This is a genomic window from Spirosoma litoris (assembly GCF_054776755.1).
The window spans coordinates 95,338-119,397 of record NZ_BAAHBI010000025.1; the positions used below are offsets into that span (position 1 = coordinate 95,338).

The following is a 24,060-nucleotide window of genomic DNA, read 5'->3' on the forward strand; positions in this document are numbered from 1 at the left end:
TATGCCAATATACGGAATCGACAAAGCTATTCGAAACTATTTCTCCTGTTGCTGCCGATAATGTTCGGCTCGCTGGTCGGCACGGTCGTCCATTTCGGGGCCTTTCTCGATTTTCCGCCAGTCGAACGGTTTCTTGTAGGGCTTCATTGCGGTTTGCGGATCGAATACGCGGCCATCGGGCAATACGGCGTTGTACGGCCGAAAATCGGGCTTGTCTGTAAAAAAGTCCTGCAATAGTGAAGCGGTCTGATCGTACTGATTTACATACGGAACCCCCAGAATATTGTACATCACTTTCAGGATCGACCCAAAGTTGGCGTGCGTGTGCGATACATAGCCCCGCTTCACATAAGGCCCGGCCATCATCAGTAGGGAACGGTGCGCGTCAATATGATCGACGCCCCCTTGTGGATCGTCCTCGGTAATAATGACGAGCATATTTTTCCAGTATTTTGTACGCGACAAAAAGTGGAGAACCCGACCAACGGCCAGGTCATTATCGGCCATATAGGAATGTAAAAATGGATAGCCGAAATCAGGACGCGGCCCGGCCCCATGATCGTTCGGAATCTGCATCGTTACAAATTGGGGCATTTTCTCCTTGCCCTTAATCCATTTGGCCGTAAACTCCTGCTCAAATTGGTCCATCCGGTATTGATCGGGCACGTTGGTATTATAGCCTGCAAAATCGCGCGAGGTGTGTGGGTACACAGCTTTGGGCATCGGAAACACCACTGACTGGGCTGCGCCAAACTTCGTAGTCGTCCACTCTTCTACGTTTCCGGCAAATTCGTTGACCTGACCGAAGTTGTATAACGAGACCTTGTTGCGTTCAAAGGCTTCCCAAAGCCCGCCGATTTCATTGTAATCTTCAGGGTCGATAGCGCCCGATGCTTTCGGGAACCGCCGACCAGGTGCCTTGGAGTCGGGGTCAAAGCGTCCTTCCGAAGCGGCATTGGCTTCTACCCATTCGTTGGGAATGGTGCCTAACATCCAGTGGTGCCCATGAATACTAGCATCTGAATCGCAGTAGAAATTGTCAGAGAAGGCAAACTGCTGGGCCACACGTACATGGTTAGGCATAATGTCGGCGGCCGTTATCCGGATGGTATCACTCACCTGATCCGTTGTCCGTCCGCTAGTTCCCCGACTGGTTGAGATTCGGCTCTTGATGGTAACCCCTACGCCAAAACGAGCCAGTGTTGAATCGCCATTTCCGGTCTTTAACTGCCCAAGCACTTCGTCGTATGTCCGATTTTCTTTGGTGATATAAACGACATACTTGATTGGCGACTGACGCGTTTTGGGTAACACAGGCAACGGATTTTTTCCAGTATCAGTTAGTGTAACCGTCTGGTAGGTATTTGCCAGTACCTGCATGGTATAGGTGGCTAGTTGTGTAGGATCGGGCACAGAAACCGCCTGAAATGTACCCAACTGAATATCGCCAATATACGTGCCCTGCGGTGGTTTTACGAAGGTGGCTCCGCCGTTTGGTCCGGCCCCATAGCCTCGAGCAGAGACTACATACAACGTTTTCTGATCGGGCGATAAGGCAACACGGGTTGGCCCCCAGCCGGTAGGAATCAAGCCCCGAACTTTTCGGGCTGCTACGTCGACAACGGCCACGGCGTTAAACGCGAGTAGAGCAACGTATAACGTCTTTTCGTCTTTAGTCAATGCCAGTCCAAAAGGCATTAACCCCCGATAGCGATCTAGTTTCGGATCGACTTTCAGCGAAATAGTCCCAGCAAGTTTTCGGTTTCGGTAGTCGATGAGGGAAATATTATCGTTCGTAGCGTTTGATACATACGCATACCGGCTTCCTACGACAACGGAGTTTGGTGATGCCCCTCCTACCACTTCCGCTTCTTCAATCATTTCGCCAATCTGAACCCCTGTTTTAAAGCGTTTTACAACTTTATTAGTGGCCAGATCGATTGTCCAGACGCTCATCGCTTCGTCAGCTAACGGGCTTCCCAAACCCGGAATCCGTCGTCCTTCTGCCTCTACGCCCTCTTCCGATTCTTTGGTATGAGCGGCATAGGGCGGAAACTTCAGGGCCATCGTGTCTTTGTTGGTTTTCGTTACACCCGGCACTTTTGGGTAAGTGTAGAGCCCAACATTGGCCACAAAAGCCAGTTTTTTATCGGGGCTTATAGCTAAGCCAAACGGTTGGCGTCCGGTTGGAATGGAGGCCATGATGCGCTTGGTCGCTAGATCGATACGCACCATCCGAAAATTAGCCCGGTCAAGTACGAAAAGTTCGTTGCCATTCAGAAGCAGATCGGAGGTGAAGCTGTCTGTATAGCCATTACCGTCGAGGCTAATGCTGTCGGTCGTTTTCAGTTGTTCGGTATCGAAAACCAAAACCCGCCCTTTATCGCCATTGCTCAAATAAGCCGTTCGGTTGTCGGGGGCAAAGGCCACGCCCAGAAAAGAGCCGCCTTTCAGAGCAGACGGAATTTTACCAGCATAATCAGGGATGCGCGTTGCCTGCCAATCCGTCAGATTCAACACCGTTAAGACACCATCGTGCAACGACACTGCCCGCTGCCCATTGGGAGAGATCGCTAGCCCAAACGGATCATTGGTAATTCGAATAGTTCGACCCGCCGGAGTCACGTACCGACCGCTAGGCAAAACCGATTTGCCATCCGGCATTATTTTACAGTATTCCGCCCGCCCTGGCGCCTGTAAGGTTGTGTAGCTCCGCTGGGCAAAAGCCTGTTGGCAAAAACAGAAAAGAGAAACAACGAAAAGATGCTTCATAGATGGGTGAAGTACGGAAACAGGGTTAACAAACGGTTTAGTCATCTACACCCTCTAGCACTCTATGCGCCATGGTCAGATAATAGGTCATACCGGGCGTCGATAAACCGGGAATTTTGGCCTGTTCATCCCAACCCCGGACTTGCAGAATTTCCCGGAAGTATGGGTTCGTTTCAAACGCCATAGCCTCCCCTACTTTCATGGGGCCACCCTGAAATTCAAGCGTTTTCACACTCGCTTCCGAAAGTCGGGCAAAGTATTCCGGTTTTTTATAAACCAGATACCGTTTGGCATTCACGTGATGCTCAATCAGTTGGGCAACTTTCTCCGAGAAACCCATCTCGCGCAGGTAATCGGCTCCGAGTTTCTCGTGGTCGATGGTGCCATAGCCATCCATATAGCCACCGGCTAGTTCAGGCGGCAGCAGATGACCAATGTCATGCAGGAAAGCCGCTACAACTGTTTCCTCATCGGCACCTGCTTTTTCGGCTAACTGAGCGCATTGCAGGGCATGTTCAAGCTGGGTTACAGGCTCACCGTAGTAAGCATCGTCGCCACTCTGGACGAATAAATCAGCGATAACTTGCATTGTATTATTGGTAGTGTAAATAAGTTCGTTCAAGTGTCCCGTCATCGTACAGATCAATAAGGGCATACCCGGCTTTAGTTTGCTGGTAGGTATCATTGCGCCACCAATCGCCACTCACGGCTCCGTTGCATAGGTATGTAACGCCATTATAATCGACCCGGTCGAGCAGGTGCATGTGGCCACTCAGGGCGGTTTTTACGTTCGGGTATTGATAAAACAGCTTCAGTAACTCAGGCGTATTCGACAATACTAAACCCGCCGAAATAGACCAGGTTCCATTGCTGATATTCTTATCGCTAAAGAAGCTGGTAGGGCTAAAAATCGGGATATGTGATAGAATTAAAACGGGGGTTTTGGTGCCCGTTTTGGCTAAATCCTGCTTCAACCAATCCAGTTGTTCCTGATCGATGTGGCCGGTGTACCACTTTCCATCGGGCTTGGGCTGCACGCTGTCGAGAATGATGAAATGCCAGCCATTTCGATCAAAGGAACGATACCGATTGCCAATTTTCATCTGATCGACAGCCCATTTTTTGCCGTAGTCAGGGTCTGATTTCGCATTCTCAAAGCCCCAGATGTCGTGATTACCGATGCAGTATTCGATGGGCAGCGAGTTGTTTGACTTCACGACCGAATTCCAGGCATCCCACTGCTTTTGCACATCGGTCCGGTCTTTCGCCAGTGCGTCCATAATCACATCGCCACCGTGCAGAATGAAAGCCGGTTTATCAGCATGATTCTGCACATGTTGAAAACACTTTGCCACCGACTCCATCGGCTTATTGTCGGGCGTAATGTGGGTATCGCCGAGGTAGGCAAAACGAACAGAGCGTTTGCGGGCGGAAGGTGCCGATGTGAGCAGGTCGCCAGGAGCCGACGCCAGCGGCAACAGGGTTGCTGATTTCAGGAGGGTTCTACGATTCATCATAGCCAGGTTATTCTGTCTGAGTGCAAATCTATCACCGATTTACGCTCTTGTGCATGGTTCTAAAAGGACACGGGACTGTTTTTCTGCTCGTTAATGGTCGAAATTCATTCTATTCGAAAAAGACCGATAAGGCTTTAAAAGCCTTATCGGTCTGGGAATTATCATTATGTCTAAAAAACTGTCTGAATATTAATTTCTAACTAGCTTAAAAACCCCTAAATCCCCTGAAGGGGACTTTATCTAAGCACGAGCGAAGTCCCCTTCAGGGGATTTAGGGGTTTTAGACCGTTTCAAACAACTACTGTAAAATCCACATGGTCGCGTTGATATCGTCGTTACCGCCATACTGGTTGGTCAGAGCCGTTTTCAGATTGTCGGCGTTGGTTGTCCGCTCGTTGGTCGGATACTGCCAGCGTTTCGGAATCCGGGCGCTATTGCCGGTACCTACGCCCGTCAGGAAGGTCGGCACGCCGGTCCGGCGCTGGTTATAGAACGCTTCCAGGCCTGAATTCTGGAAGAAGGCTATGTATTTCTGAGTCAGAATCTGCGTCAGACCCGTCGCATTGTTACCGGCATATTTTACCGACGGTTGGGCGAGGTAGTCACTCATGCTCACGTTCACCGTGTAAGTATCAAAGTTGGCATTACCACCGTCCCGTGAGAATGTTACCGTATTATCGCCGTCTTTCAAGCCATAGAAGCCCATCGAGGCCGCAATTCCTTTCTGGTAATAATCGTCGGCATTGCCCGAAGCCCATCCTCGGTTGATTCCTTCAGCAATGTTGAACATCAGTTCAGGATAGCCAACGATGAAAACGGGTTCGCCTACGTAAGATGAATAATAATGTTTCCGGTTCTGGAATGAATAGTCTCCTTTCAGTACTTTGGTGGCCATATCCTGCTGATCTTCACCCGACGAAGCACCAACAAACGCAGCATAATCGGTTGGTTTCAAACCAGCGGCAATCTTTGCTGAAGCGGGTTCGGCCACTACAAAAATGCGAGGATCTTTACGCTCAACCAGCAAATCGACATACGTTTTCGCCATGTTTTCACGCGTAGCGTTCTGGCCAAAATTATCCTGATTCCGAGGGTATTTATTCTGAACACCGTTATGAATGTATTGTAGGTTATCGCCCATACCAGTCAGAATCGGGTACTTCGTTGGATTCCCGATCATATCAGCAAACTTTTGCTTGATCCCCAGATCAGCGTCATTTTCTTTCTTGCTCAGGCTAATGAGTACTCGCAGCCGATAGGTATTCACGACTTTCTGCCACTGCCGCAGGTTGTTTGCTAAGTAAAAATCGCCACCCAAGGTGTTATCGCCTTTTGCAATGATCGCCGTCATATCGGTATTGGCATCGTCGAGCCATTTCAGAATCTGGATGTAAACCGCTTTCTGCGTATCGTATTTCGGGGTCAGGTTGGCCTGATCTTTCAAGGCGTCGGTCAAGGGAATATCGCCCACCCGCCGGGTCATGTTCTCATAGAAATACGCCCGAAAGAATTTCCCTAAGGCTGAATAAGGGTTCACATCAGCAGCACCAGCCCGCTTGGCTTCAGCCTCCATTTTCAGCACGTCTTTCAGCGTGTAGAAATTCAGGCTGGTCGTCGTCCAGGTGTATTCGTTCGTCGCGTAGTAGTTGTAGTTACTGGCGAAGAACTGGTTGTACCGTTGCTCCGCTCCCCAGGGCGCGTAGGTTACGCCCGCAAAGCCCGAAGGACTATTTTCGCTGTCGTATATATCGTTCAGAATACCTTTCAGCACCAACGAAGCGGGTGCATTGACGGCCCGGTTTGGGTCTTTCTCGAGTTCATCGAAGGGCTTCTCGCAACTGGTTACGACTAGCAGGAGAGCTAGTATGGGGAAAATGTAGTTATGAAGTTTCATGAGTTTTAGTATTTCCATCATCCCCCTCACCCCCGGCCCCTCTCCCAAAACGGGAGAGGGGAGCAGGACTACCCACTTTTCACCCCTCTCCTGTTTTAGGAGAGGGGCCGGGGGTGAGGTGAAACGAGGGCAGTTTTTTAAAATGTCAGATTTAAATTGACCCCGTACCGGCGGGTGGTTGGCGTTTGCAGATCCGAACGGCCATTGCCCGTAAACTGGTCGATGTCGATGTCTTTCTTTTCGGCGAAGTAGAGCAGGTTCCGACCAACGAACGAGATAGATGCCTGCTTGATACCCAACCGGCTGGTGAAGCTTTGGGGTAGGTTGTAGCCAATGACCACTTCGCGAAGTTTGGTAAAGGTGCGGCTAATGATATTACCACCATCGAACCCATACCGCTTGGCAATGTAATCCTGTAAATACGCCTTCGTGGTATTGGGCGCAAACTTCAATTCGCTGTAGTTGGTCACGTTGCCATCGGCGTCGTAGTTGATGCTGGCGCCATTGCTCACCTGAACGCCCTCACCCAGGTACGATTTGATGCCTTTCGTATCATTCAACCGGGCAACACCCATATCGCCCAGAACGGTGTTGATATGACGGCCACCCGCATAGGTTTTCTGTTGTACATAGTCGGAAATAACTCCGCCTACGCGACCATCGAACTGGAAGCTAAAGGTGAAACTCTTGTAGCTGAAGCGGTTGTTAATACCCCATACCCAGTCCGGATTGATGTTGCCTACGTACTGCGCAACCGTCGTTTGAAGTGGACGTCCACCGGCGTCGTTGATGATCTGACCATCGGGCGTACGTACAAACGTTTTGGTGTAGTATTTATCGGTACGATCGCCAATTTTGAAGAAGGTATTCAGAGCCGTTACACCAGGATAAAAATCCTTGTAAATCTCCTTGTACGTCGACCAGTTGGCCAGCACATCCCAGTTCAGGCCATTTGGATTTGTGAGTACCTTACCCGTCAATGATAGCTCAACGCCTTTCTTCTGCGTTTTGATACCATTCACCAAAGCCGCCGAATAGCCAGTTGTTTCAGAAATAGGCAGGCTGAAAATACGCGGGCCATCGTCGCTGATGTAATAAGCGGCATCGAACGCCAGTCGGTTATTCAGGAAACGGGCATCTAGTCCAACTTCGGTCTGGGAGGTACTATTTGGCTTGATGTTGGGATTATTCAGGGTGTTGGTAAAATAAGCCGTCGAGGTATTGTTAACCGTTAAAGGCGTACTATATACAGCCGAGTTCTGATAGGTTGGCCCGTCATAGGATGAAAAATACTGCTGACCATAGCTTAATGGGAACGAGGGTACCCCAATCGTCGACTGTGTAAGGCCATCTTTTACGTTGGCATACGACGCCCGAACTTTCAGGAACGAAATGGCTTGGGGCAAGTGCAGGTAATCCGACAATACCGTACTCAACGCCACCGATGGATAGAAGAACGTATTATTCCCTTTGGGCAAGGTAGACAGTTTATCCACGCGGCCCGTTGTCGACAGCGTTACGAAATCTTTCAGCGTAAAGTCAGCCGAATAGTAAGCCGATAACACACGCATATCGGCCATGAAGTTCGAAGCAATACCTGCATTGAGCGAGTTCGAGAAGTTATACACGCCCGGTACGTTCAGGTAGTTGGTGGTCGTGTAGTTTGAGTTGTAATTGTAAATACGCATGTTACCCCCGGCAATGGCATTTACATTCAGAAGGGGGTTGATCCGCTTGTTGTATTTAATCAGCAGGTCGGTGTTGTTGTCCAGCAGATTCCGACGGTCTTCGCGGTAATCGCCTTTGGCTTCTTCCCGACCATACACGGTTGCTGAATACGGGAACTTCTCGGTACGCAGTAGGTTCCACATCGATACCTGCGTACGCAGTTGCAAATCCAATCCGTCGGCAATGTTATATTTGAGCGATGTCTGCCCAACGATATCTGTTTTATAGTGGCTCCGTAACCATTCTTTCGTGATAAACCAGGGGTTATTATACCGTTGATATTCAGCGTAAATCTGTTGAATACCTTCTTTACCAGGTTGCCAGTAGTTCTTCATATCGTCGATATTCCAGTCGGCACCACCCCAGATATCGATGTTGTAGATCATGGAGTTTGGCCCATAATCAACGTCGGGAATATTCGGCGTATACTGGCGATTTACCTGTAGATCACCCTCAAACCGAAGCCGGTTGGTGAAATTATAGCCGGTGTTGATTTTAAAAGTTGTGCTGTTCAGTTTGGTATTGGGGACTAGACCACGCTGATAGTTGTGCGAAACCGAGAACCGCAGGTCATACTTCTCACCCGATGCCGATACGGCAATGTTGTTGGTTGATAGAATACCCGCCTGCAAGAACCGTTTCAGGTTGTCTTTACCCCGAGCAACCCAGGGAGTTCCCGTGCGTTTGCCAGTAGCCGGATCGACCGGGCTATCGTATTGGGGAATCAACTGCCCTTCGAAACGTGGGCCCCAGATGTCGTAGTCACCATCGTTTTTACCACCGCCTTTACCGTCAACGAATTCATAAACTCCGTGATCACCAGGGCCATACTCGTCCTGCACTTTCGGAATCGCCAGAAAACCATTGTCGATCATTTGGCTCGTGTTCACATCCACGGCAAACCCGCGCTTGTCTTTCGTTCCGCGTTTGGTCGTGATCAGGATGGCGCCGTTTTTACCCCGGAATCCGTACAAGGCCGACGCGGATGCCCCTTTCAGAACAGAGTAGGTTTCGATGTCGTCGGCACTGATGTTCCAGGTATCGGAGTTGATGGGAACGCCATCGACCACAAACAGCACGTCGGTATTACCCCGCAAGATCACATTGGGCCGACGCAGCAGTTCGGCAGAAGCGCCGATGGTAAGGCCCGCTACTTTACCAACTAAAGAGTTTACGGCATTGGGTTCACGAGCCTTAATGAGTTGCGCTCCCTCGACGGTCTGAATAGCTACCCCCGTTTGCCGGATGTCTTTTTTAATACCCAGCGCCGTTACAACAACTTCATTCAGGGTGCGGTCGCCCGCCTGCATCGTTACGTCCAGCGTAGTATGATTACCGACGGCAACCTCCTGAGTTGTGTAGCCGATGAACGAAAATGTGAGTGTGCTTTTTGAGGACGTGTTAATTGAATACGTCCCATCGGCACGAGAGGTGGTACCGGCATTGGTTCCTTTCACAACAATGGATACGCCCGGCAGCGGTTGGTTATCATCGCTGGAAACAATCCGTCCGCTGATGGTTTGTGCCAGGGCCGACAGACCCGGCAACAAGCACAACAAAAGCGTTGCGGCAATGGTCCACCGAATACCTTGGTGTAGCGCAGGCATTATAGTCTTTTGTCGAGACCAATATTCCAGCATGAACTTGGGTAAAGTAAGTTGCATATAGTATCAGGTTAGTATTACTTAAGTAATTACTCACAAAAGTATACGCCTATCCTAACCCTTATACACACTGACTATCAAGCTTTTATTAAACAGGAAAGCAGATATTTCACATAAATTTAATAGTTTTTTAATGATTGTTTTAGTATGGCTCTATTGGCCTTTCAGATGTCAGGTAACCTACCAAACCAGATTTTTCAGGGACTTATCAACTTATCTGTACCGAGCCTTTTTAAGCTGAATATGGTATAATCTGTGGCGTACTTTTTGATACAATTTTTCAGTTGATTTTACTTATTTACGGTAACTACAATTAACCTCTTTTAAATAATAGCTACACCCTCCCTCCCTTTATGCAGAAATCCATCTACTTAATTCTAATTTATTTACTTTTCAGAACTTTCCTTTGCCCAATCGCAAGAGCACAAACAACAACTCCCTTATCCACAACGCTGTTTTGTGGTGTAGCAGATATTACCCCAGAGCAAGCTCAGGCTTTAGTGAAGGAGGCTGAACAGGCTCGGCAGAAAAAACTGGCCTCCGGCAATGCTTTCCAGGTAGTTACCTATGTTCCTATACGCCCGCATATTATACGGCAAAGCAATGGCACTGGTGGCTATACGCTGGCCAGCATGAATCAGGTAATGGCTATAACCAATAGTTATTATTTGCTGAATGGGCTAGGCATTCAATTTTATTTTGTCGGTACATCGCCTGATTATCTGGACAACGATCAGTTGTATAACGGCTTTCCGTATGGAGGAACAGCGGAGGAAACAGCCGTAAATGGTCGTGATGCCACCAATGCCATGAATCAATATTACGTCAATCAGTTCTCAACGTCAGGGCTGGGCGGGTATGCCTATTATCCAGGCAATAGTATTGTTACAACTCGCTCGTTTATTTTGAATGAATCCTTTAATTTAGATGATATGGGAAACCGGCTCGTACCGCACGAATTGGGACATAACTTCAACCTGATTCATACATTTGGGCAGAATGCCGGAAATGGGTCACTCGGCTCCGGTACAACCACCGAGTTAGTGACGCGCGGAGCAGGTGCCAACTGTGCGATAGATGGCGATCTGATTTGTGATACCCCTGCCGATCCTTACAATATGAATGGGGCTTACCTCACTTATGTCAATGGTTGCCCTCAGTATGACCCCAGCAGCACCGCCCGTGATGCGAACGGCCTTCCCTACTCGCCATCAGTAACCAACATCATGTCATACTATTTCCCTTGTACACATGATTTTACGCCTGGTCAATACGATCGAATGCAGGCCGGTCTGGCTCTTCGGCAAAGCCATACAGCTTATACGCTCGATGCTCCGCCTACCAACGTAATCACTCCCAGCAATTTGGTAGCCAGTGTAAATGGAAACTCTATTGTCCTGACATGGCAGGATAATGCCAATAACGAAATGGGTTATTTCATCGAAAGATCTACGTCATCCAATTCGGGTTTTGTACCCGTTGGTGGTGTGGCACCCGATGTAACGACCTTTACCGACAGTAAAGCCGTGCCGTACACCCAGTACTATTATCGCATTCGTCCTTCTAATACCACCCTAGGGAGCCTTAGCCCTACTATAATGGCGCAGAACTCTCCCCCTATCACAGGTTTATTCACCTCAAACATTAGCGGCAATACAGCCCAGGTTAACTGGAACAGTGCTGGTACAGGTATCACGTATATGGTGCAATACCGACCAATTGGCAGTACAGACTGGTATACAATTACATGGGTGCCGAATAACTATTATTCATTATACAATTTACAGGTGAATACAACCTACGAATGGCAAGTGAAAGCAACTGGCGCTAGTATATATAGTGGCCCGGCAACTTTTACGGTCCCATGCCCTGTTCCATTCCTTTATACGGAGTACCCTTCTCGAACCTCCGCGTCACTTAGTTGGGCATACGCCTATCCTGAAGCATACACGTTACAATGGCGTATGCAGAATGCACCAACCTGGAACACGGTAGATGCCTCTACCAGTAACTATTATTCGTTAACGGGCCTGACTGCATCAACGGCTTATGAATGGCGGGTACAGGGTACTTGTCCAGGCTCAACAACCGTTATTACTGACTATACTAGTCCAAAATCCTTTACAACATTAGCCTGCCCAATACCCACATTAGGACTAAATTACACCAATTCAACCTCAGTTTCGCTCTACTGGTACACCAGTTTCAATGAAGTGGACCGTACTTTTTCTTTACGCTATAGGCCTGTGGGGGCGCCCGACTGGATAATCCTGGACGGGCTGGCGGTACAGCCTAACACTTATTACTTACTGACTGGCCTGACCCCCAACATCCCTTACGAAGCGCAAATAGAAAGTGTTTGTTCGCCAACTGAGCATTCGGGATTTTCTTACCCGCTTACGTTTACGCCAAGTTGCAAAGGGGTTACGTATACGTACAGTTCAACCAACTATTCTACGGCCAATTTGCAGTGGTACACACAACCTCAGTCCGAACCAGGCACTATCTTCGATCTACAGTATCGCCCACTAGGCACTACTAATTGGAACACCATAAGCGATATCCCCATTGTGTCTGGCTACTGGACAACCCCATATTCACTCACTGGCCTGAGCAGCAACACCACCTACGAGTGGCGCGTTAAAACGTTTTGCCCTACTAATACCCAGGCAGATTATGTATCTGGCAACAACTTCACGACTAGCTGTTTACCCCCTAACTATCCATACTGGGGGGCGTTATCGAGTACATCCGTGAGCCTTTACTGGACTGCGTCTGTTGAGCCAACCGCTCGCTTCGACATACGTTACCGACCAGTAGGATCAGTTAATTGGGTAACCCTCAGTAATCTGATCATTTCAGGTAGCTCAACTAATTTTACGTACAATTTGACAGGGTTAACCAATAACACCCCCTATGAGTGGCAGGTTAGAACCGCCTGCTCCACAATAGACAATTCAGAATTTGTAACCGGCCAGAGTTTTACCACTTCCTGCCGAACTCCTGATAGTCGCTATGCAAACCCAAAAGCCACCAGTGCTTATCTGGGCTGGGCCTCAACAGGTTTTAATGTTAACTATGATGTACTCTACCGACGTGTGGGAACAGCCAATTGGACAGCCATTACAGGACTAACAAGCAACAGTGTTACGATAATGGACTTACAACCCAATATGGGTTATGAATGGCAGGTTAGAAGTCGATGCAGTGATGGAGCCCTGTCTGACTATTCTTCTACGAATTCATTTTCTACTTACTCTTGCATTACACCCTATAATTTAGCCACTAGCAATTATACGCCCACCTCAACAAAATTGAGCTGGTATAACTACTATGCAGACGCTAGCTCATCCTATGAAGTTCGATACCGTATTGTTGGAACAACTAACTGGGTCGTAGTCAGCAATCTTACCTCTATCAGCCTTACAATTACGAATTTAACTCCTGATATGCAGTATGAATGGCAGGTTAGGATGTTGTGCTCGTCTACATCAAGCTCTGACTTTTCGTACTCTTTCTTATTCCAGACCTGTAGTGCTTTTTACACCATTCGGGCAGGCAATTGGTATGATAATACAATCTGGTCATGTAACCGCGTACCAACTTCAACTGATATCATTCAGATTAAACACGCGGTAACTGTTCCAGCTTACAACACGGCCAATGCGCTTAGGGTAGGGTTCGATCCGGGACAACAACTCACTTTTGGACAGTACGCCAAATTACAACTGGGGCAGTAATTTGTACTGTACTCTTTATCGGAATAAGCTGGCTATGCTCTGTTCGGCATAGCCAGCTCCCGAACTCATACCTTTTCCACCTATTCCGGTTACGATTCGGATTGTTTTATCGACATCATACTCAAAAATCTCATCGGGTGTCTGGCTATAAAAACCAGCCCATGTTTTGCGAATCGTTAGTGGAAAGGTAACAATTCGTTGCGCTTCGGTTATCATCAGATTATTAATGAAATCCTGCGTATGATAGCCTAAATCTTCGGCCTGGGTAGCTTCAGCATATTCGTGCGAATCGCCCACAATAATGGAGCCATCTATCGCCTGCTTGAATAGAATATGAATGCCCCACTTTTTCAGCTCGACCAAGTGTTCTGGAAGTTGGTTAGACAGTGTAGCATACGATGGGCATTCCTGAAAGGCTTCATACCGACGTATGGTCAATCCCGTCAGGATATTGCCGGGAAGGTTTAGACCCGCGACGGGCTCTGCCAGAAGCATTTGCAGCTTGCTAACCACCAGTCCCGCCTTGGCAAGCACCTCAGGAAATAGCAATCGTACTTCGTGACCACCGCAAACAAGCACTCGCCCGGCCTGAAATTGCTCCTGATTACTCAGCGTAACCGTAGCTCCAGAACTCGTTGACTGACAGTCGATCACAACCGAACCAGGCCGATAATCGACAGTGTATTTTTGCTGACTATAGGCAATCAGCCGGTGAATCATCTGCTCCGGTTCTACGCTCATTTCCTGTGGAAAGAAAATACCGCCCAGTACATAGTTGGGCTGAAGCGACGGGTATTTGGCCAGACATTGCGCTTTGGTCAATAATTCACACGGATAGCCAATCTGTTGATAACGATCGTAGAGTTCGTTGGCCAGGGTCCACTCATCGGCATCCGACGCAATATAAATCGTGCCGTTTTCCCGAACCGTCAGATCTGTTTCCTGCTGAATAGCCCGATAGATCTCCAGACTTCGTCGTCCATAATCGAACCACCGACCAGCTAGTCCAGAAGGTACTACCTGACCGAAATTACGCACCGTGGCCCCAACTGGATACCGATCTTTTTCGAGCAATAAAACACGTTGTCCGGCTTTCGCAGCATGATAGGCATGAAACGTACCAAGGGCACCCGCCCCGACAACAATTAAATCGTAAGAAAGCATAACTAAAAAAGGAGCAAGGGTGGTCAGACTGGGTCAAGAATAGTCAGGTATTGAAACAATTTTTGACTACCCTTGACCATTCTTGACATTTTTTATACGACAGAAACTTCGCGCGCATCCAGCAACGCGGGTAAATCGCGGAGCGAGTTAATTAATAAATCGTGAGGATACGCTTCTAGCTGTTCGCGGGAGTGTGTTCCGTTGGTAACGCCCAGATTAAGCGCCACTCCGGCAGCCCGCCCTGATAATAAATCGGAGGGAGTATCGCCTATATTTACGACCGCTTTTGGATTGCTTACACCAAGCAAGTCCATTGCTTTCTCAATCATGTGCGGATAAGGCCGCCCGCGCTCAACCTCATCGCTGGCAATCGACACTTGAATCAGACTTTCGGCGGTACCTACCCGTCGACCGTCAAGGCCATTGAGCCAGCCGAGTTTTTCCAGAATAATATCCGTAACAACCCGATAAAATCCGGTTGTCAGCGCAATGGCGATCCCGCGTTCATGTAAGTAAGCAAAGGTTTCCAGACAGCCATCGGTAGGTGTTGCACCTTGCGTCAGGTAGTGGTTTTCGAGAATTCGACGGAAACTAGCATACGATACATCCACCTGCTGCTGTATCGTCGGATCGTCTTCACCCAGTTGCTCTTTCCAGAGCGTTTCGAAGACATAGCGCTTGGCAAGACCCTGCATCGCCAGAATGCGCTCATCGGTAACAAATAGGCCCGTTTCGGCGGCTGCTTCCGCAAAACACCGTTCTACCTCGTGGTGGTCGGTCACGGTAGTGCCCGCCATGTCAAAAACCACTAATTCAATCGGTTGCATATATCGAGTTGTCTTGAGAAAGAGGTCCGCCGGAGCGGGGTGGTAAAACAACAGAAAAAAGTTAAACCCTTAGCCAGTTTTGTGTTAAGAAAAAAAGAAAGTTTATCGGCCCAGTCTAGCAATACGTTGATGCACGGAAACTTCTCTCGCCACTAGTGAGAGGCACTTTCTCGCAGCTTAAGGATAAGCTCTGTTTTCAACTCGTGCAGACTTTGTTCCAATCCAACCGGATACGTATGTGGGTTAACGAACCGCTTCACGCCTGGGTGCAGGCCAGCCAATTGCGTTTGTACGCGCGCCCGTACGGCATGGATATCGGGCAGTTCATAAACCCGCTTCCCTTCCTGAAAAACGGGCACCAATAAATCCTCATATTGCTGATTTACAGTAAACCGTCGTCGCTTCGTAAAATCCATCGGGTCAATCATGGTAGCCGGTTGCTTCTCGTCGCTCATTTCCTCCGTATTAAAGATCATATCGGCCAGAAAACCGCGCTCATCCCGAAACCGACGCACCTGTTGAATACCCGGTGTCGACACTTTAATGGCTTGCTCTGATAGCTTCATCTTGTAGGACCATCGGCTGGCGGAATCCCCTGCGGTTTCGTTCTGAAGCGCAGCCAGTTTGTAAACGCCACCCAGAGCAGGTTGGTCGAAGGCGGTAACGAGTTTAGTACCTACGCCCCAGATATCTATTTTGGCCCCCTGCTGTTTCAGGCTGGTGATGATTGTTTCGTCGAGATCGTTACTGGCCACAATCGATGTTTTCTCAAAGCCAGCTTCGTCCAGCAACTTGCGGGCTTCGATACTCAAATAGGCTAAATCGCCCGAATCGAGTCGTATTGCCGCTAATTTGTGGCCCTGTTGTTCGAGTTTTCGCCCGGTTTCGATCGCATGCCGTACACCCTGCAACGTGTCGTAGGTATCGACCAGTAGCGTCACATTATTCGGCAATACCTCCGCATACGTATCAAACGCCTGTTGCTCATCATCGAACGACATAACCCAACTATGCGCGTGGGTTCCCTTCACGGGAATATCGTAGAGTTTCCCGGCCAGCACGTTCGATGTAGCATCGCAGCCCCCAATGTAAGCGGCCCGGCTCGCCGTCATACCGCCGTCGACGCCCTGTGCCCGACGTAGTCCAAACTCCAGCAACGTATCGGTATCGGCAACCAACCGCAATCGGGCTGCTTTGGTAGCAATCAGTGACTCAAAATTAATGAGGTTCAGCAGCGGAGTTTCAAGTAGCTGACACTGTAAAATAGGCCCACGCACCCGTATCAAAGGCTCATTCGGGAACACAACGGTGCCTTCGGGGATGGCTTCGATACTACAGGTAAGCGTCAAATTGGCCAGATAATCCAGAAAAGCCTCCTCAAACATCGGCTTATTGTCATTCCCTTTTAGGGTTCGGAGGTAACGTAAATCTTTTTTTGAGAAGCCGAAATGATCGATGTAACCGATCACATTGGCCAGTCCACAAGCAATCGTAAAGCCGCCATTAAAGGGGTTCTTTCGGAAGTACAGATTAAAAACAGCCTCTTTCTCAGCGGTTTTCGATTTCCAGTATCCATAAGCCATTGTTACCTGATACAGGTCCGTCAGTAGGCTCAGCGACGTGTCATAAAGCTTATTCGTCATGAACGCGAAGGTAGTATGTCAGAACTTCACAGAAAATTTATCGCCACAAAAACAAAAAACTGGTTAATTTGGTCTGATAATTGTGAGGGGCAGTTTTACATCCAACTTAGACGCTCAACATAACGGATACATTTTACCGCCTATAGGACAACCATGCAGAAGCTAAGCCTATCGCAATCCCTTCAGCAGAAGTTATCTCCGCAGCAGATCCAATTTATTAAACTGCTGCAGATTCCTACTGCTGAATTAGACACACGAATTGAAGAAGAGCTGGAAATTAATCCAGCTTTAGAAGAAGGCATGGATGAAGAGTATGATCAAAAAGATGACGACTCATACGATGATGCTGATGACTATAAAGAACGGGACGATGATCTGGATATAGATAGTTACATTAAGGACGAAGATTATGCCGGGTATAAAATGCAGGGCGATGGCAATTATGCCGAAGATGACCGCGACATGCCGCTGGCCACCAGCTCGAGCCTGACCGACTCACTCCTTCAACAGTTTGGCTATTTAAACCTGACCGAACAACAGCGCATTGTTGGCTTACAACTCATTGGCAGTATCGAAGCCGATGGGTATATCCGGCGCTCGTTGCAGGCTATTGTCAATGACCTCGCCTTTGCCCAAAATGTGTTTACGGACATTGATGAAATTGAACGTATCCTGCACAAAATCCAATCGTTCGATCCGCCGGGCATTGGGGCCCGTACGCTTCAGGAGTGCCTGATTCTGCAACTTCAGCGTAAAGATCAGAGCGATCCCTGCATTGGCTTAGCGATCCGGATTATCGACGAATTCTTCGATGAATTCTCCAAGAAACATTACGACAAGATTCAGCGCCGATTGAATATTAGTGACGATTCCCTCAAGCGGGTCATCGACATTATTATCAAATTGAACCCCAAGCCGGGCTCTGTTGAAGGCGAATCGGGCACAGCCCAATACCTGGTTCCCGATTTCATTCTGACTAACAACGGGGGCAAACTTGAATTAACGCTGAATTCAAAAAATGCCCCAGAGCTGCGTATCAGCCGCTCCTTTGCCGACATGCTCGACACCTACGACAAGAGCAAAAAGCAGAATAAGAATCTGAAAGAAACCGTGTCGTTTGTCAAGCAGAAGCTGGACGCGGCCAAGTGGTTCATCGACGCCATCAAGCAACGCCAGCAAACCTTGCTTCGCACCATGAACGCTATTGTTCGTTTCCAGTACGATTTCTTCCTTACGGGCGACGAGTCGCGGCTCCGTCCTATGATTTTGAAGGACATCGCAACGTTGATCGACATGGACGTCTCGACCGTATCGCGGGTAGCGAACAGCAAAGCCGTTCAGACTGAATTTGGTATTTATCCACTTAAATATTTTTTCTCGGAAGGAATCTCGACCGATACGGGCGAAGATGTCAGTAGCCGTGAAGTGAAGAATATACTGAAAGATTTGATCGATGCCGAACCGAAGCTTCACCCCCTATCGGACGATAAACTCGAAAAGATTCTGAACGATCGGGGCTACAATATTGCCCGCCGAACAGTGGCCAAATACCGGGAACAGCTTAATATCCCCGTAGCTCGGTTGAGGAAACAATTATAAAAATTATGAATTATGAATGAAAAATGATGAATGCCAGTAGTATGTAAGTTTAACTTTGCACTATAGTCTGCTGTTAAGTTGGCAAGGCATTTATAATCGCTCCGGCGACCCGGTCATCATTCATAATTCATCATTCATCATTGACAACGTCTTTCGCCCGCTTCCTTTCGGTCGTTCTCCATCCGCTGCTCATGCCGACATTACTATTCGGCGTGTTGCTGTTTCAGGCACCTGGTGTTTTGGGGATGGATGCCTTCTCCATCTCTTTACGACTTAGTCTGCTAGTGCTCATTTCTGTCGGCACATTTGCCGTGCCTGCGCTGCTGATTTATTACCTCTTCCGCAGTGGCTATGTACAGAGCTTACAGTTGGACACGTTAGCTGATCGTCGTTTACCGTATTTCTTAACGGCCTGTGTCTATCTATTTCTTGCCTATCTATTCATGTTTCGGATGCAGCTCGTGTCAACGATTGCTCCCGAAATTGGGATTTTAGTAGGAAGTATTGCGGTCTCTATTCTCCTCGTTGGCCTAATTAGCCTATCCTGGCAAATTAGTGCCCACAGCGTTGGTATCGGTGGTGCTATAGGAGCTATTGCTAGCCTGATGCTCAAATTCAGTATAACCGATCTGTTTTTTCCACTACTTATTCTGGTAATCCTAACGGGTTTTGTTGCCAGCGCCCGGCTCAAACTCAATGCCCATACACCAGCCCAAATTGGCGCCGGTCTGGCTTTGGGTGTAGTTGTTAGCTGGCTAACGGTTCTCTGGCTTCTATAAAAAATCGGTTAACCTAGTAAATCCTAAAACCATGTACGAAAACCTTCTTTACGAGTTGTCCGATTCGATTTGCCGAATTACGCTCAATCGTCCACACGTCTACAATGCTCTTAGTCCGGGGTTGATTCGTGATATCACGGCAGCCATTGAAGCTGCCGGGGCTGACGAACAGGTGCGGGTTGTCGTGCTTACTGGCGCGGGCGATAAAGCATTTTCATCGGGTGCCGATCTTAAAGAAGGCATTACTCAGGCTGCATCATCGGGTGGTCAGCTTGCCCTTGGCGACTCTCTACGGAGTACTTATCACCCTATGATTCGCGCCATCCGAAACCTACCGAAACCTGTAATCGCCCGTGTCAATGGTGTAGCAGCCGGAGCAGGCTGTTCGCTAGCTCTGGCTTGCGACGTGATCATCTGTGCCGACGACGCCTATTTTAGCCAGATATTTGTCAACATAGGTTTGATGCCAGATGCGGGATCAACATTTTTCCTCCCTCGTCTCATTGGCCCACAACGAGCGTTCGAGCTTTGTAGCACTGGTCGGCGGGTGTATGGCCCGGAAGCGGCCCGATTAGGGCTGGTTGGTCGTTCAGTTCCGGCTGCGGGTTTGGATACCGCTGTCGACGAAATCGTGGCTTATTATGCGGTTGCCCCTACCCTCGCCATTGGTGCTATGAAAAAAGTTTTGAATCAATCCTTATATTCCGACCTTGACCACCAACTCAACCAGGAGGCTGATAGTCAGGATCAACTGGGTCGTTCGGCTGATGCAATGGAGGGTATTAGTGCCTTTTTGATGAAGCGCAAAGCAAATTTTTCAGGCAAATAGATTGACAACTAATTTTTTTCTCTCTACTTTTGCACTCCCAATCAACGGGAAATGCTTCATAGCAATGCATTCGTAGCTCAATTGGATAGAGCACCTGACTACGGATCAGGAGGTTTGGGGTTCGAATCCCTACGAGTGCACTGGATACTTCAAATTCAGCCTAAAAAGCCCACTAAATGTGGGCTTTTTGCGTTTCCAGGGCCTATTTCTCTCTCGCTCAATTTCCTACAACGGTGTAACTTTCGGGGTGTACCTAAATTTTCTTGGGGTGTACCTAATTAAGTGTCAGAGTGTTCAAAAATGAATGCTTGAATATGTAACCATATATTCGTTTTAGGGCATACTTATTGGTTCATTAACTAGATTTTAATTTCTTTTTAAGTATCTTTTAATTACCAATTAGTTTTCATGTTTCGTAAAAAATGCGCGTTCTGTTCATCAAACGCAACAGTAGAAAGAGTCAAAGTGTTAAGGCCACTATCTACTGTAGAATTAAAATAGACGGTATTCCGGCTAATGATTTCTCCACCTACATTAAAGTTGAATCGTCAGAATGGGACTCTGAAAAACAGCGTATCAAAGGTAAAAGCCTAAGAGCCAATGACGATAATTCAAAACTATCGCTAATCCAGTCAGATATTACCAGGCTGTTCTTACAATTCGAGTCAGCGAACGAACCAGTCAGCGCTCAACATTTAGCGGATCTGTACACCAATAAACAGAAACGCACCCATACATTTTGGGAGCTGGTAGATTTATTTGAGCAACATATAGCCGCCACTTACAAAAACAAAGGGACACGGCGCAACTATCAGACCCGAATCGACAACATTAAACTGTTTCTTGAAGAAAAGAAATGGAAAAAACTGGCTGCTGATCGTTTTACGCTCGGATCTGCCGATGAATTTGTAAGATGGGCTAGAAAGCGTAACCTAGACAATAATTACATAGTACGGCATACACAGGTACTCAAAAACATCACGGAGGATGCCGTTAGACGCGAAATTTTGAAACTTGACAAACTGGCCGCTTTTGTCCTTAAGAAAAAGGAAAAAGTAAACATTGACCATTTGACCCGCTCAGAAATAAACGACATAGCCACTTTTGACTGGAGGCCAGAAATCCGCCGAATTGTGGATTTGTTCTTATTCTCGGTTTACACCGGCCTACACTATGAGGATGCCCAAACGCTAACCCCTAACGATGTGCGTAAAGGCGTTGATGGTCGGATCTGGCTTTTTAAAGTGCGCGGCAAATATGCTGAATCGGATTTCTTTGTCAATGAATCGGTTCAGGTTGTTCCACTGTCGGCTCCAGCGCTGGCCCTGATTGAAAAGTATAAGGGCGTAGAGAATTTGGCCTAAAATCAGTAATTCAGGCTATAACGATTGGTTAAAGCAAATTCAACACATGGCTGGCATCCGGCTAAACCTAACAGTGAAGATCACCAGAAAGACGTTTACCAATGTGATGCTTAACGAACTCGGAGTTTCGGAGGAAAGTGTAGCGGCAATGCTTGGCCATAGCACGACGAAACACGTTAAATACTACGGTAAGGCCAACGAGGAACGAGTGGCCAGGGAAGTTGTATATAAATAAAAAAAGGCAGTGGAAGCCTGTACAGGCTTCCACTGCCTTTTTATGACGAAAGCTATACTTCCTCTAACACACCACCTTCACTATCATCATCATTTCCTGGATTTTGATTAGGCGAGTCATTACCATCAGATGCATCTTTTTCTTCACTCTTATGAAAGCCGTAAGCTTCATTAAGATCGTAAAACGCCATAAATGCATCAAAGGGACTACCACCTGTTTTAACCCAATCAGCAACAGCATTAAATGCAGGCTCCATAAAAGTTGAGATAAAACTCATTCGGCCATCGCTACCCCGTTTTCCACGAGCATCTAAAGCTTTTCCACGATTTAAGAAAAGGTTCTTTTCGTCATAGACCGTTTGGCGAAGCTTTTTATTCTTCTTACCAGAAGGCAGATTATCCATTAACATTTTCCTCATACTGTAGTATAAGGCGTAAGACTTATCTGGATCGGCAGTATCACTCAGTATACTCGCATCAAATCCAACATCTTCGCTTCCTAATTCTTCATCAGGAAATAGAGAGCCCTGCTTACCTTCTGGATTCTGTTTAGCTTGATCAAGTAGTTTCTTGATTTCTTCCAAACGTTTATCTTGGCTTTTTTCGTCGTCCTTACGTTCGTTAGGGTTGTTTTGTCCTTCGTTTTCCATGGATAGTATATATAATTAATTATTGTTATCAACCGAAGCCAATAGGCGCTGTTTAATATTCTCGATTTCTTGAAAAATCGACTCCTTATCGAAGGGATTGGACTTTACAGCCTTAACGGCTTTCTCTGTCTTACCAAAGTACTTTTGAAAGACTCCGTATAGATTTTTACCCTCTTCTTGCTTTTTCTGATAACAGAAAAAGCTATAGATAATAGATGGATGCACTCGTTTATCTTGTGCGTATTGAGATACTGCCATCGGAGCATTAATTAGGTGCTTGATATAGTTCATATACTCCTGCGGAAAGAGCATTTCCCTTGCAAACCGATCAGCATCCGCTTCCTTCATCAATAAATTATCATCAGCCCCATCTTCCGTTAGGTGATATTTGAAAGCTTTAAGATGATTGAAGTCAAATAACACATGAAATAGCTCATGCATGAGAGCAAACCATAGGGTGGCGTAATTATCATTAAAATCCGTAATAGCTATACATGGCTTACCATTTACGACAAACGTCGCCCCCCGTACCTTCGCTTTGAGTACTGATGGTTGAACGATTACTGTCACACCGGCTTTATATAAAGCCTTAATTACAGTAACGAGGCCTTTTTCTTCATATCTTGTATAAGGCCTAATACTCTGCACTAGAGTTAATAGCGTATCTCTATCGTATTCATTCGGGTTCTCCAGTTTTTCAAACTGAAAAATAGATGATCGAACCCAAAACTCCCTCATCTTATCATCAGACTTCTGGTGCTTGCTGAATAAGACATGGCCTACTTCATGAGAGTAGTCGAATATTGTATTTAAATGAAAAAAACTAACAATACGATTCTCAATACTGTCAAAATCTGACACCGATTCAATAAAGCCCTGATCCTTTAGACCTTTCAAATCAAAATTATTCAGAATATAATATGCTTTCCGAGCCTTCTCGATCTCTCCGATGTGTTCTGATTTAAGTGAACCAACGTAAATTTTCGTTAACTCTGCTACGTCTATATTGAACAATTGGCTGATTTTAACAATCGTAAAATAGTCCAACGATTCAATGTCACCCTCCGAAATGCGTTTTAGCGTGCGGTAAAAAGTATTCTTCGTAATACCTAAAATCTTAGACATCTGGTAATCTGTGATGCCTAATTCTACTCTCTTCTTCTCTATTAACTCTGAAAATTGCGGGAACCCCTTGCCTTCCAGATGCCTATAAATGTCCGTGAGATATTGATCTTCTATGTTTCCCATTTTTGAACCTATTTATATAGACAAATATAGTCCATGTAATGCATTTTTCCCAAAAATGGGAAATAAATATATCAAATATTTATTTCCATAAGTCGGTTGCACCCTCAAAAACAGCAAAAGGCCTCACAATGAGGCCTTTTGCTGTTCACCACCCCCCACTTTTGCCCATTTTTTCCTTTATCGACCCCGCCCTTTATCATTTTGGAACTTTCCAAAATCGCAGAATGCGAATATATGAAACGGCTCCCCGCCAAATTTGGAAAGTGTCAGCGGTTCAGAAATAACTTAGGTCGAAGTCCCCACCCATCTGGCTCATGCGTCCCCCTTTCATCTTCCAAAGGATATAGTTGATATGGTCCTAAAAATCCGGACACGAAACTTTTTTAACTTCGTGTACCATGAACCAAT

Annotated in this window: 16 protein-coding genes and 1 tRNA gene; 7 read left to right on the top strand and 10 right to left on the bottom strand. The window is 47.1% G+C overall.

Annotated elements, in window-relative coordinates:
- Positions 1–36 precede the first annotated feature (36 nt).
- The 5 genes from ACYVGR_RS16560 to ACYVGR_RS16580 all read right to left on the bottom strand — a co-directional run bounded on the left by ACYVGR_RS16560 (position 37) and on the right by ACYVGR_RS16580 (position 9,518).
- A complete protein-coding gene (locus ACYVGR_RS16560) occupies positions 37–2,772 on the bottom strand; it encodes a bifunctional YncE family protein/alkaline phosphatase family protein (protein ID WP_460958603.1) in 2,736 nt (911 codons plus the stop codon).
- Between the two features lie 37 nt (positions 2,773–2,809).
- Entirely contained in the window at positions 2,810–3,361 is a 552-nt protein-coding gene (locus ACYVGR_RS16565) for an HD domain-containing protein (protein WP_460958605.1), read from the bottom strand.
- Between the two features lie 4 nt (positions 3,362–3,365).
- A complete protein-coding gene (locus ACYVGR_RS16570; protein WP_460958607.1) occupies positions 3,366–4,289 on the bottom strand; it encodes a metallophosphoesterase family protein in 924 nt (307 codons plus the stop codon).
- 298 nt (positions 4,290–4,587) lie between these two features.
- Positions 4,588–6,183: a SusD/RagB family nutrient-binding outer membrane lipoprotein gene (locus tag ACYVGR_RS16575; RefSeq protein ID WP_460958609.1), complete on the bottom strand. Its 1,596-nt coding sequence runs from the start codon at positions 6,181–6,183 to the stop codon at positions 4,588–4,590.
- 137 nt (positions 6,184–6,320) lie between these two features.
- On the bottom strand, positions 6,321–9,518 hold the full coding sequence (locus tag ACYVGR_RS16580; RefSeq protein WP_460958631.1) for a SusC/RagA family TonB-linked outer membrane protein: 3,198 nt from the start codon (positions 9,516–9,518) through the stop codon (positions 6,321–6,323).
- 410 nt (positions 9,519–9,928) lie between these two features.
- Here ACYVGR_RS16580 and ACYVGR_RS16585 point away from each other — a divergent pair, with 410 nt between their 5' ends.
- Positions 9,929–13,315, top strand: coding sequence for a fibronectin type III domain-containing protein (locus ACYVGR_RS16585; RefSeq protein ID WP_460958611.1), 3,387 nt, complete (start codon positions 9,929–9,931; stop codon positions 13,313–13,315).
- Between the two features lie 15 nt (positions 13,316–13,330).
- On the opposite strand, the gene ACYVGR_RS16590 is transcribed toward ACYVGR_RS16585, so the two are convergent.
- The 3 genes from ACYVGR_RS16590 to ACYVGR_RS16600 all read right to left on the bottom strand — a co-directional run bounded on the left by ACYVGR_RS16590 (position 13,331) and on the right by ACYVGR_RS16600 (position 16,949).
- Positions 13,331–14,479: a TIGR03364 family FAD-dependent oxidoreductase gene (locus ACYVGR_RS16590; RefSeq protein WP_460958613.1), complete on the bottom strand. Its 1,149-nt coding sequence runs from the start codon at positions 14,477–14,479 to the stop codon at positions 13,331–13,333.
- Positions 14,480–14,571: 92 nt separating this feature from the next.
- Positions 14,572–15,306 (bottom strand): HAD family hydrolase, encoded by a 735-nt coding sequence (locus tag ACYVGR_RS16595; protein WP_460958615.1) that lies wholly within the window; start codon positions 15,304–15,306, stop codon positions 14,572–14,574.
- 152 nt (positions 15,307–15,458) lie between these two features.
- Positions 15,459–16,949, bottom strand: a complete 1,491-nt coding sequence (locus ACYVGR_RS16600; RefSeq protein ID WP_460958617.1) for a nicotinate phosphoribosyltransferase — start codon at positions 16,947–16,949, stop codon at positions 15,459–15,461.
- Between the two features lie 153 nt (positions 16,950–17,102).
- On the opposite strand from ACYVGR_RS16600, the gene rpoN reads away from it, so the two are divergent.
- From rpoN to ACYVGR_RS16630, 6 genes are all read left to right on the top strand, one after another.
- On the top strand, positions 17,103–18,548 hold the full coding sequence (rpoN, locus tag ACYVGR_RS16605) for an RNA polymerase factor sigma-54 (RefSeq protein WP_460958619.1): 1,446 nt from the start codon (positions 17,103–17,105) through the stop codon (positions 18,546–18,548).
- A 191-nt stretch (positions 18,549–18,739) separates the two neighbouring features.
- On the top strand, positions 18,740–19,327 hold the full coding sequence (locus ACYVGR_RS16610) for a hypothetical protein (RefSeq protein WP_460958633.1): 588 nt from the start codon (positions 18,740–18,742) through the stop codon (positions 19,325–19,327).
- 31 nt (positions 19,328–19,358) lie between these two features.
- A complete protein-coding gene (locus ACYVGR_RS16615) occupies positions 19,359–20,156 on the top strand; it encodes an enoyl-CoA hydratase/isomerase family protein (protein WP_460958621.1) in 798 nt (265 codons plus the stop codon).
- Between the two features lie 66 nt (positions 20,157–20,222).
- Positions 20,223–20,296: transfer RNA gene (locus tag ACYVGR_RS16620), tRNA-Arg, on the top strand.
- A gap of 282 nt (positions 20,297–20,578) precedes the next feature.
- A complete protein-coding gene (locus ACYVGR_RS16625) occupies positions 20,579–21,520 on the top strand; it encodes a phage integrase SAM-like domain-containing protein (protein ID WP_460958623.1) in 942 nt (313 codons plus the stop codon).
- Between the two features lie 73 nt (positions 21,521–21,593).
- Positions 21,594–21,755 (top strand): hypothetical protein, encoded by a 162-nt coding sequence (locus ACYVGR_RS16630; protein ID WP_460958625.1) that lies wholly within the window; start codon positions 21,594–21,596, stop codon positions 21,753–21,755.
- A gap of 52 nt (positions 21,756–21,807) precedes the next feature.
- On the opposite strand, the gene ACYVGR_RS16635 is transcribed toward ACYVGR_RS16630, so the two are convergent.
- Positions 21,808–22,404 (bottom strand): hypothetical protein, encoded by a 597-nt coding sequence (locus tag ACYVGR_RS16635; protein WP_460958627.1) that lies wholly within the window; start codon positions 22,402–22,404, stop codon positions 21,808–21,810.
- Between the two features lie 15 nt (positions 22,405–22,419).
- Positions 22,420–23,652: a transporter gene (locus tag ACYVGR_RS16640; RefSeq protein ID WP_460958629.1), complete on the bottom strand. Its 1,233-nt coding sequence runs from the start codon at positions 23,650–23,652 to the stop codon at positions 22,420–22,422.
- Positions 23,653–24,060 lie beyond the last annotated feature (408 nt).

Excerpts from the sequence above, each read along its gene's own strand:
- ACYVGR_RS16640 (WP_460958629.1), bottom strand. The coding sequence starts at position 23,652 with ATGGGAAACATAGAAGATCAATATCTCACGGACATTTATAGGCATCTG.
- ACYVGR_RS16570 (WP_460958607.1), bottom strand. The coding sequence starts at position 4,289 with ATGATGAATCGTAGAACCCTCCTGAAATCAGCAACCCTGTTGCCGCTG.
- ACYVGR_RS16560 (WP_460958603.1), bottom strand. The coding sequence starts at position 2,772 with ATGAAGCATCTTTTCGTTGTTTCTCTTTTCTGTTTTTGCCAACAGGCT.
- ACYVGR_RS16585 (WP_460958611.1), top strand. The coding sequence starts at position 9,929 with ATGCAGAAATCCATCTACTTAATTCTAATTTATTTACTTTTCAGAACT.
- ACYVGR_RS16625 (WP_460958623.1), top strand. The coding sequence starts at position 20,579 with ATGCGCGTTCTGTTCATCAAACGCAACAGTAGAAAGAGTCAAAGTGTT.
- rpoN (WP_460958619.1), top strand. The coding sequence starts at position 17,103 with ATGCAGAAGCTAAGCCTATCGCAATCCCTTCAGCAGAAGTTATCTCCG.
- ACYVGR_RS16575 (WP_460958609.1), bottom strand. The coding sequence starts at position 6,183 with ATGAAACTTCATAACTACATTTTCCCCATACTAGCTCTCCTGCTAGTC.
- ACYVGR_RS16615 (WP_460958621.1), top strand. The coding sequence starts at position 19,359 with ATGTACGAAAACCTTCTTTACGAGTTGTCCGATTCGATTTGCCGAATT.
- ACYVGR_RS16635 (WP_460958627.1), bottom strand. The coding sequence starts at position 22,404 with ATGGAAAACGAAGGACAAAACAACCCTAACGAACGTAAGGACGACGAA.
- ACYVGR_RS16590 (WP_460958613.1), bottom strand. The coding sequence starts at position 14,479 with ATGCTTTCTTACGATTTAATTGTTGTCGGGGCGGGTGCCCTTGGTACG.
- ACYVGR_RS16565 (WP_460958605.1), bottom strand. The coding sequence starts at position 3,361 with ATGCAAGTTATCGCTGATTTATTCGTCCAGAGTGGCGACGATGCTTAC.
- ACYVGR_RS16610 (WP_460958633.1), top strand. The coding sequence starts at position 18,740 with ATGCCGACATTACTATTCGGCGTGTTGCTGTTTCAGGCACCTGGTGTT.
- ACYVGR_RS16595 (WP_460958615.1), bottom strand. The coding sequence starts at position 15,306 with ATGCAACCGATTGAATTAGTGGTTTTTGACATGGCGGGCACTACCGTG.
- ACYVGR_RS16580 (WP_460958631.1), bottom strand. The coding sequence starts at position 9,518 with ATGCCTGCGCTACACCAAGGTATTCGGTGGACCATTGCCGCAACGCTT.
- ACYVGR_RS16600 (WP_460958617.1), bottom strand. The coding sequence starts at position 16,949 with ATGACGAATAAGCTTTATGACACGTCGCTGAGCCTACTGACGGACCTG.